Source organism: Bradyrhizobium sp. SHOUNA76, from assembly GCF_023006445.1.
GTDB lineage: Bacteria > Pseudomonadota > Alphaproteobacteria > Rhizobiales > Xanthobacteraceae > Bradyrhizobium.
The window spans coordinates 1-7,931 of the sequence record NZ_JALBHA010000305.1; the positions used below are offsets into that span (position 1 = coordinate 1).

General features: G+C 63.1%; 5 protein-coding genes and 2 pseudogenes. 3 read left to right on the plus strand and 4 right to left on the minus strand.

The features are described 5' to 3' along the window. Positions 1–102, plus strand: a pseudogene (locus MOV74_RS25290) (DUF2147 domain-containing protein); the annotation flags it as partial. Here the strand turns inward: MOV74_RS25290 and MOV74_RS25295 are convergent. Continuing rightward, the gene (locus MOV74_RS25295) at positions 70–2,658 is read right to left on the minus strand and encodes an MMPL family transporter (protein ID WP_246928892.1); all 2,589 of its coding nucleotides are present in this window, start codon (positions 2,656–2,658) and stop codon (positions 70–72) included. The pseudogene MOV74_RS25290 and the gene MOV74_RS25295 sit on opposite strands and share 33 nt — an antisense overlap. 463 nt (positions 2,659–3,121) lie before the next feature. Between MOV74_RS25295 and ispH the strand changes: the two genes are divergently transcribed. Further along, the gene (gene ispH, locus MOV74_RS25300) at positions 3,122–4,048 is read left to right on the plus strand and encodes a 4-hydroxy-3-methylbut-2-enyl diphosphate reductase (RefSeq protein WP_246928900.1); all 927 of its coding nucleotides are present in this window, start codon (positions 3,122–3,124) and stop codon (positions 4,046–4,048) included. A gap of 36 nt (positions 4,049–4,084) precedes the next feature. Continuing rightward, positions 4,085–5,245, plus strand: coding sequence for an adenosyl-hopene transferase HpnH (hpnH, locus tag MOV74_RS25305; protein ID WP_246928894.1), 1,161 nt, complete (start codon positions 4,085–4,087; stop codon positions 5,243–5,245). A gap of 1,288 nt (positions 5,246–6,533) precedes the next feature. Here hpnH and MOV74_RS25310 read toward each other — a convergent pair. The 3 genes and pseudogenes from MOV74_RS25310 to MOV74_RS25320 form a co-directional block, all read right to left on the minus strand. Beyond that, positions 6,534–6,926, minus strand: a complete 393-nt coding sequence (locus MOV74_RS25310; protein WP_246928896.1) for a type II toxin-antitoxin system VapC family toxin — start codon at positions 6,924–6,926, stop codon at positions 6,534–6,536. 161 nt (positions 6,927–7,087) lie between these two features. After that, positions 7,088–7,612 (minus strand): SMI1/KNR4 family protein, encoded by a 525-nt coding sequence (locus MOV74_RS25315; protein ID WP_246928898.1) that lies wholly within the window; start codon positions 7,610–7,612, stop codon positions 7,088–7,090. Positions 7,613–7,696: 84 nt separating this feature from the next. Continuing rightward, positions 7,697–7,931: pseudogene (locus tag MOV74_RS25320) on the minus strand (nucleoside phosphorylase); the annotation flags it as partial.

The window sequence follows — 7,931 nt, forward strand, 5'->3', positions numbered from 1 at the left end:
GTCCCGAAGCCGGCCGGCGCAGCCAAGCCCGGTCAGAAGGGCGCCGCCGACCCGGTTGGCGACATCTGCCTACTCCCTGAGATTGCGGGGTTTGCCCATTAGGGCCGGCTGGAACAGCAGCACGGCCGCGAGCGTCGTCACCAGCGAGAGCGCCAGCAGCTTGCCCATGCTGGACGTGCCGGGATGGCTCGACAGCCACAGGCTGCCGAACGCGGTCGCCGTCGTCAGCGCGCTGAAGAAGATCGCGCGTGTCAGGCTGGTCTGGAGCAGGTTTGTTCTGCCCGAGCGCCAGGCCACGACATAATAGATCTTGAAGGCGACGCCGACGCCGAGCAGCAGCGGGAATGCGACGATGTTGGCGAAGTTGAGCGGCAGACCGATCAGCACGCAGATCTCGAGCGTCACGGCACCGGCCACCAGGAGCGGCACCAGCGTCATCAGCACGTCGACGAACCGGCGCAGCGTGATCCACAGCAACAGGCCGATCACCAGCAGCGCGTAGATGCCGGCGTGGATGAACGCCCTCACCACGGTATCGCCGGATTTCAGGATCGAGACCGGCCCGCCGATCGCGGTCGGCTCGGCAACGAGCACCGCCGCCGCAAATTTGCGCAGCGTGTCGTTGTCGTTGGGATCGCCCTTGGGCAGCGCCTCGACGCGGATAATGCCATCCTTGCTCTTCCAGGCGCTGACGAGATCGGGCGGCAGCGACTTCAGAGTGACAGGCTCGGCCTGCATCGCGCTTCTGAGCTGGTCGAACACGATCTTTATCGGCGTGACGAACACGTCCTGCGCCTTGTTGCGCGTGGCCTCGTCGCCATTGGCGAGCTTTTCGAGCGAGTCTGCCAGACGGCGCGAGGCGACCGCACCCGGGCCCTTCGCCTCACCCGCGGTCCGGCGCAGATTGTCGACCGAGGACTTCAGCGCCTCGACATTTTCCTGATCCGACGGCGCCGCGTCGATCTGGTCAGGATTGAGTGCGGGGTTCAGCACCTTGGCGCCCTGCGCGAGCAGCTTCAGCTTCGGCGGCTGGTCCTGCGGCACAAAGCTGTTGAGCGACATCACCCTGAGCACCTCAGGCACCTTCTCCAGCTTCGCCTCGACCGCCCTTGCCTGCTCTTCCGACGTGGTCATCACGTTGATGGCATTGGCGCCGGTGTTGGGGTCCTTGCGCAAATCCAGGAAGGTCGCGATCGATTCAGCGTGCGGGTTTCGCAGGTTCATCGGGTTGAAGTCGAACTTCAGGAAGTAGAGCAGCGGCAGGCCGGCGAGCGCGAGCAGCAGCGTGCCGCCGACGACGAGCACACGGTGCCTCTCCAGGAAGTGATCGAGCGGCGCCAGGAAGGCATAACCGACGGGCTCCTGCTCACCGGGCGGGTTCAACAGCTTCAGCATGGCGGGCAGTACGGTGATCGAGGAGAGGAACGCCACCAGCATGCCGACGCCGGCGATCTGGCCGAGCTCGGAGATGCCCTTGTAATCGGTCGGCAGGAAACAGAGGAAGCCAGCCGCGGTCGCCATGGCCGCAAGCGACAGCGGCACCGCGGAGCGCTTGGCGGCAAGCACCAGCGCGCCGGAGAGATCGTTGTGCTTGTAACGCTCCGAGCGGTAGCGGACGCTGTACTGGATACCGAAATCGACGCCCAGCCCCACGAACAGCACGGCGAACGCGATCGACAGCAGATTGAACGAGCCGACCATCATCAGGCCGGCAGCGGTCGTCAGCGCAAGGCCGACGAAGAGATTGACGAATACCGCGAAAATGATCTTCGACGAATGCAGCGCCATCCACAGGATGAGCAGCACGACGATGATGGTGCCGACGCCGTTGACGACGGCGCCTTCCTGGACGGTGGCATATTCCTCGTTGGCGATCGGCACCGGGCCGGTCAGCCGCACCCGCGCCTGGTATTTGGTCGCGAAATCCAGATCGGCGGCGGCCTTGCGGATCGCATCGGTGGCACCCTTGCCGGGCTCCAGCGCGTTGTAGTCGAGGATCGGCTTGAACTCGATGAAGGCGCGCTTGTCGGAATCCGACAGCGGCTCGTCGCTGACGAGCTCGCGCCATGAGAAGCTCGCATTGCCCTTGTTGAGCACGGTCTCGACGGTCTGCGCGATCAGGTTGAAAGGCCGCGCGGTGTTGTCGAGCTTGACCTGGCCGCGCTTGACGCCGGCAAGGCCCGTCTCCAGCGCGCCGGTCAGGCCGCGGATCGAGGGATCGCCGGCCATGATCTCGATCAGGGGCGCTGCGGATTCAAACTGGCCGGTGATCTTGCCGACCTCCTCGGTCGGCAGGAACAACAGGCCGTTCTTCTCGAAGAACTCGCCGCTGCCGAGCTGCTGCATCGACTGGAAGTTGGTCTTGTCGTCCTTCAGCTTGGCATAGAGCGCGTCCGACGCCGCGCTCGCCATTTCGGGGGTCTTGGCCTCGACGACCGCCGTGATCGTCGCGTCGCGGTCGAAGGCCCGGTCGAACTGCTGGTCGCGCTGGCGCCAGTCCAGATTCTGGGCAATCAGCGAATTGATGTCGGTGTTGATGGCGAAGTGCTGGGACGCGTAATAGCCCGCGGCCACTGCCAGCAGGAGCCCGAGAACGACGACGAGGGAGGCAAACCGGGTGCAGGCCCTGACGATGGCAACGACGACGCTTTGCAGCACTTCTTTTCTTTCTGCGGTTAACAGCTTGCCGGAAACGCCCGCTGTTTAACGGAGTTCCCAGGCGAAACCTATTGCTGTTTTGGGCGGTTCTCGCCGCACAAGGTTCGAGGTAAACGGCGGTAGACCGGGCAAAACCATGCGGGGCCCGTCGGTATAGCCGGGGAGTTGAGGCGGGAAAGTGACGAAGGACCGGGCACAGATGTCGCCCATCTTGCCTGCAGTGATCATCCTACTATATTACCTAGATCTACCTCGACGGGGCGCCCAGGTTTCATTCGACCTTTCCTTTTTGCCGATTTTTTGCCACAAAGTGTTGCGCCTCCATGCGCCGGAGCCCCGATGAGGGTGGGTGGCTACCGCTTGCGCGAACCAATGGTGCGGATATTGCAACTCATTGGTCAGTATCGGAGTGCCGCTGGGGACTTACGAAGCGAATTGGTGCAACTTGCGTGATGGGCGTCCAATGGAAGTTTATCTGGCGCAACCGCGCGGCTTCTGCGCGGGCGTGGTGCGTGCAATCGAGATCGTGGAACGGGCGCTGGAGAAGTACGGCCCGCCCGTCTACGTGCGCCACGAGATCGTGCACAACAAATACGTCGTCGAGAGCCTGAAGAACAAAGGCGCGATCTTCGTCGAGGAACTGTCCGAGGTCCCGCCGAAGGCGGTCACGGTCTTCAGCGCCCATGGCGTCGCCCGCAGCGTCGAGGAAGAGGCCGCCGCGCGCGACCTTCCGGTGCTCAATGCCACCTGCCCGCTGGTCACGAAAGTTCACAATCAGGGGAAGCGGTACATCAGCAAGGGCCGCACGCTGATCCTGATCGGCCATGCCGGCCACCCCGAGGTCGAGGGCACGATGGGCCAGGTTCCCGCCCCCGTGCTGCTTGTTCAAAGCGTTCAAGAGGTTAACGCGCTGACGCTGCCGGCAGATGCGCCAGTGGCCTACATCACCCAGACCACCCTGTCGGTCGACGACACCAGGGACATCATCGCGGCTCTTCAGGCCCGCTTTACAGATATTCAAGGCCCGGATATCCGGGATATCTGCTATGCGACACAGAACCGCCAATCTGCGGTAAGGGACTTGAGCAAGCTGGTCGACGTGATCTTGGTGGTGGGCGCCGCCAACAGCTCGAACTCGAACCGGCTTCGCGAAATCGGCACCGAGGCCGGCGTCGCGAGTTATCTGATTGCCGACGGCAGCGAGCTCAATCCGGAGTGGTTGAAGAATGCCAGGACTGTCGGCATCACGGCCGGCGCTTCGGCGCCTGAGGTACTCGTGGATGACGTGATCGAAGCGATGCGGCGGATCGGACCGGTCAAGGTCCAAGTACTGCCGGGCCGCGAGGAAAACATCGAATTCCGGCTTCCGGCCCAACTGGCTGCGAGCTGACCCACCCGAATTGAAAAGCCCAGAAAGAAACTTGTAATGGCCATCCCCTTCTTCAAGGAAATGCGTATCGGCGGCTATTTGCTCAAGCAGAAACTGCTTGGCCGCAAACGCTATCCGCTCGTGCTGATGCTGGAGCCGCTGTTTCGCTGCAACCTCGCCTGCGTCGGCTGCGGCAAGATCGATTATCCGGACGCGATCCTCAACCGCCGCATGACCGCGCAGGAGTGCTGGGACGCGGCCGACGAGTGCGGCGCGCCGATGGTCGCCATTCCCGGCGGCGAGCCGCTGATCCACAAGGAGATCGGCGAGATCGTGCGCGGCCTCGTTGAACGCAAGAAGTTCGTCTCGCTCTGCACCAACGCGCTGCTGCTCGAGAAGAAGCTCGATCTGTTCGAGCCCTCCCCGTATCTGTTCTTCTCCGTGCATCTCGACGGCCTGAAGGACCATCACGACAAGGCCGTGTCGCAGAAGGGCGTGTTCGACCGCGCCGTCTCGGCGATCAAGGCGGCCAAGGCGCGCGGCTTCACCGTCAACGTCAACGCCACCATCTTCGACGGCCATCCGGCCGAGGAGATCGCGAAGTTCCTGGACCTCACCGTCGAGCTCGGTGTCGGCGTCTCGATGTCGCCGGGCTACGCCTATGAGCGCGCGCCGGACCAGGAGCACTTCCTCAACCGCACCAAGACCAAGAAGCTGTTCCGCGACGTCTTCGCGATGGGCAAGGGCAAGAAGTGGAACTTCATGCATTCCGGCCTGTTCCTGGACTTCCTCGCCGGCAACCAGGAATACGAGTGCACGCCCTGGGGCATGCCCGCGCGCAACATCTTCGGCTGGCAGAAGCCCTGCTACCTCCTCGGTGAAGGTTACGCAAAAACCTTCAAGGAGCTGATGGACACCACCGACTGGGAAACCTACGGCACCGGCAAATACGAGAAGTGCGCGGACTGTATGGCCCATTGCGGCTACGAGCCGACGGCTGCGACCGCCGCCCTCAACAACCCGCTGAAGGCGATGTGGGTGTCGCTGCGCGGCATCAGGACCTCTGGCCCGATGGCGCCGGAGATCGACATGAGCAAGCAGCGCCCGGCGCAGTACATCTTCTCGGCGGAAGTGCAGAAGCGCCTGTCGGAGATCCGCAAGGACGAAGCCGCCGCCGCCGCGGAGAAGGCGGCGCGGAAGGCTTCGACGGCCGCGTAAGCGGACGCAATCGACTTTCACGACGAAGGCCCGGCCGCGATCGCGACCGGGCCTTTGTCTTGTGCGCCGTTGTGCCGCAAGATGAGCGGCCCGTGTCCCGGACGCGCTGCAGCGCTCTTTGCGCTGCTGCGCAGAGCCGGGACCCAGCAACTTCGTGCCGTGTCGATGCATGGGCCCCGGCTCTGCAGCGCACCGTCGAAGAGACGCTGCGCTGCGTCCGGGGCACGAGGCATCAGTGTGTTGCTCGCTCTCTCCACGTCGTCATTGCGAGGAGCCCTTGCGACGAAGCAATCCAGAATCCTTCCGCGGAAAGATTCTGGATTGCTTCCGCCTTCGCCAAGGCTTCGGCGGACAAGTCGCTGCGCTCGCAATGACGGCGTATGTGGCACCGGCTTGCTTTTTCCATGAGCGCTCTCCATCGCAGACACGCACCTGCATTCCCGCGGCTTGTTTCGCCCGAGCTTTGCTGTTCGTTTCGCCCCTTGAAAGACCAGAGGGCGCAGGGAAGACCGGGCGCCGGCGGCACCCGCAATCCGTGCGCAAACAAAAATGCACACGGGGTGGATCACAGGTGTTGCCGGTCGCCCGGCCTTCCCTGCGCGGATGGTTTTAACGGTGTCCTTCGTGCTCTCCTCGGGGAGCGTTGCACTATTGCCCCCGTCGCCTCGCCGCTGATCGATGCGCGTGCCGGTCGGCCGCCACACCACGGCGAGATTTGACGCCAGACCCCCGGGCGCCGGGACCACACGACTTCTCCGTCCGCGGACGGTTTCGACCTGCTCGCCGGGGGCTCGCGTGTGCTCACCTCCGACGACGACCAAAACCGCTGTGACCACGCCGTGTCGTATCGCGCCGCGCCTGACTCACGGTTGCCCGCCCTGTCACCGCCTGTCGCGCCGGCGCTACCGCGTCCACCGCACCCCGACCCGCATCTCGTGACGATCGCGAAGCGCCCCTCTGGCAGGGCCGGGATGAGCGGTCTATGCCACAAATCCGAAATTCGGGAAAGTGGAATATTTTTGCCGAATGGGGTTGACGGGTGTCCGCCTGTTTTGCCCGACGGGTCATTTTGACACACCCTTGGAGCCCCTCCCACCGTCATGCTGGGAAAGCTGCTGTTCGCAAGGTTATCAACCACACGAGCATTCGAGATGTTCGACAAGACGCAAATTTTGCCCGAGACGGCGATGTTCGACCAAATCGACGCCATCAATGCGTACATCGATCGCGTCCGGGGCTTCCTCAAGGAGAGAATCGATTATCCACCCTCCGTCGGCTTCGGGCCACACTACCGGGCTTCGCGCACCCCCTCATGGCCCGCCTGTCTCGCCGCCTTGACGAGCTTGCGATCGAAAGTGACGAAGGCCTCGCAATGTCCCGATCTCGTCAGATGCAGCGCATCGGCGAAATCCATTCCCCTCTCGGCAAGGTCGAGCGCCGCCGCGACCATCGCGCCGTCTTCGACCATAACGGTCGGAAGTCCCGCGAAGGCACGAAGCGCGTGCACGACGTCCGCGGCCCGATAGCCGTACGCGCTTCGCAGCACCCATTCGACTTCGAGGAGCACCGTGACGGCGGCAAAGACCCTCTGGCCGTCGATCACGGCGCGGGCACGCGCGGATTGAGTGGCGTGATCTCGGGTCAGGTAGCGGACGATCAGATTGGTATCAATCGCGATCATGCCGGCGCCTGGCTTCGGCAAGCACGCTTGCGGCTGCACTCAGGAAACCAACTCGCGTCGATGGCGCCGCCCGTGACGACGATCTCGCAGCTCAAAAGAAAAGGCCCAGTCAGATGACCGGGCCTTTTCTTTGTCAGCCCGGCTGTTGCGCGCGCGTCAAATCAAAGACTGCGGAATGCGGGAGGAGCTTGAAAAATGGAGAGCGGAAATGCCCGGCAGCGAATGGATCTTTCGATCACCCCCTCGATAAACTGCGTCAGGCAACATGGAAAATGCTCATAGTCAGGGCTGCGGGCCTCGTTCACGACGATCGTCCAATCAGCCACAGCGTCACTTGTGAGCCAATGGATGACGTCTCCGTTATCCGTGATGCCTACGGGCAATAGGCCGCCTTTGATCGGGTGCAGCTTGAAAGGGACCTGTTCGCCGAACGTGTCTTGCAACGCATGCAGCACGTCCAACTGGCGCCTGGACTGCCTCGGCAGATTTAGCTCGGGTCTCGTAGAGAACGGATTTAGAATAGTCAGGAAGTCTCCGATCACGCCGCTCCCGTAGATGCCAACGAATCTCTTGAAGTCATCCGGGAATAGCACTCCCATGGCGTCTTCAATTGAGGCCCATTCGCCTGCTGCTTCCACGGGACGTCGTGGGGGCACCAATTTGCGCATGAGCGATTCAAGCGACATCCAATTCGCTCCCGGAAGGATCAAAAAGCGAAAAGGCCCGGTCGCACGACCGGGCCTGTTGTTTCGTCAGCTCGAAGACCCCGCTCAAGCCGCCTTCGACACCAGCTCTTCGCTCTCGATCAGCTCCGTGCCGATCAGATAATCCCGGCAGCCGCGAAGTGAGCGCAGCGCGCGGTTGAAGTCGATGCCGGTCGAGACCAGCGCATGCAGCGTTGCCGGATTGCGCACGATGCCGCGCAGCACGGCACCAAGGTCGATCTGGCCGTTCGGCTTGATCGCGGCGCGGGCGAGCGCCGGCAGCGCGCGGTGGGCGGGATCG

What these genes read in the sequence shown, in the direction of transcription:
- ispH (WP_246928900.1), top strand. Translation starts at nt 3,122, where the DNA reads ATGGAAGTTTATCTGGCGCAACCGCGCGGCTTCTGCGCGGGCGTGGTG.
- hpnH (WP_246928894.1), top strand. Translation starts at nt 4,085, where the DNA reads ATGGCCATCCCCTTCTTCAAGGAAATGCGTATCGGCGGCTATTTGCTC.
- MOV74_RS25310 (WP_246928896.1), bottom strand. Translation starts at nt 6,926, where the DNA reads ATGATCGCGATTGATACCAATCTGATCGTCCGCTACCTGACCCGAGAT.
- MOV74_RS25315 (WP_246928898.1), bottom strand. Translation starts at nt 7,612, where the DNA reads ATGTCGCTTGAATCGCTCATGCGCAAATTGGTGCCCCCACGACGTCCC.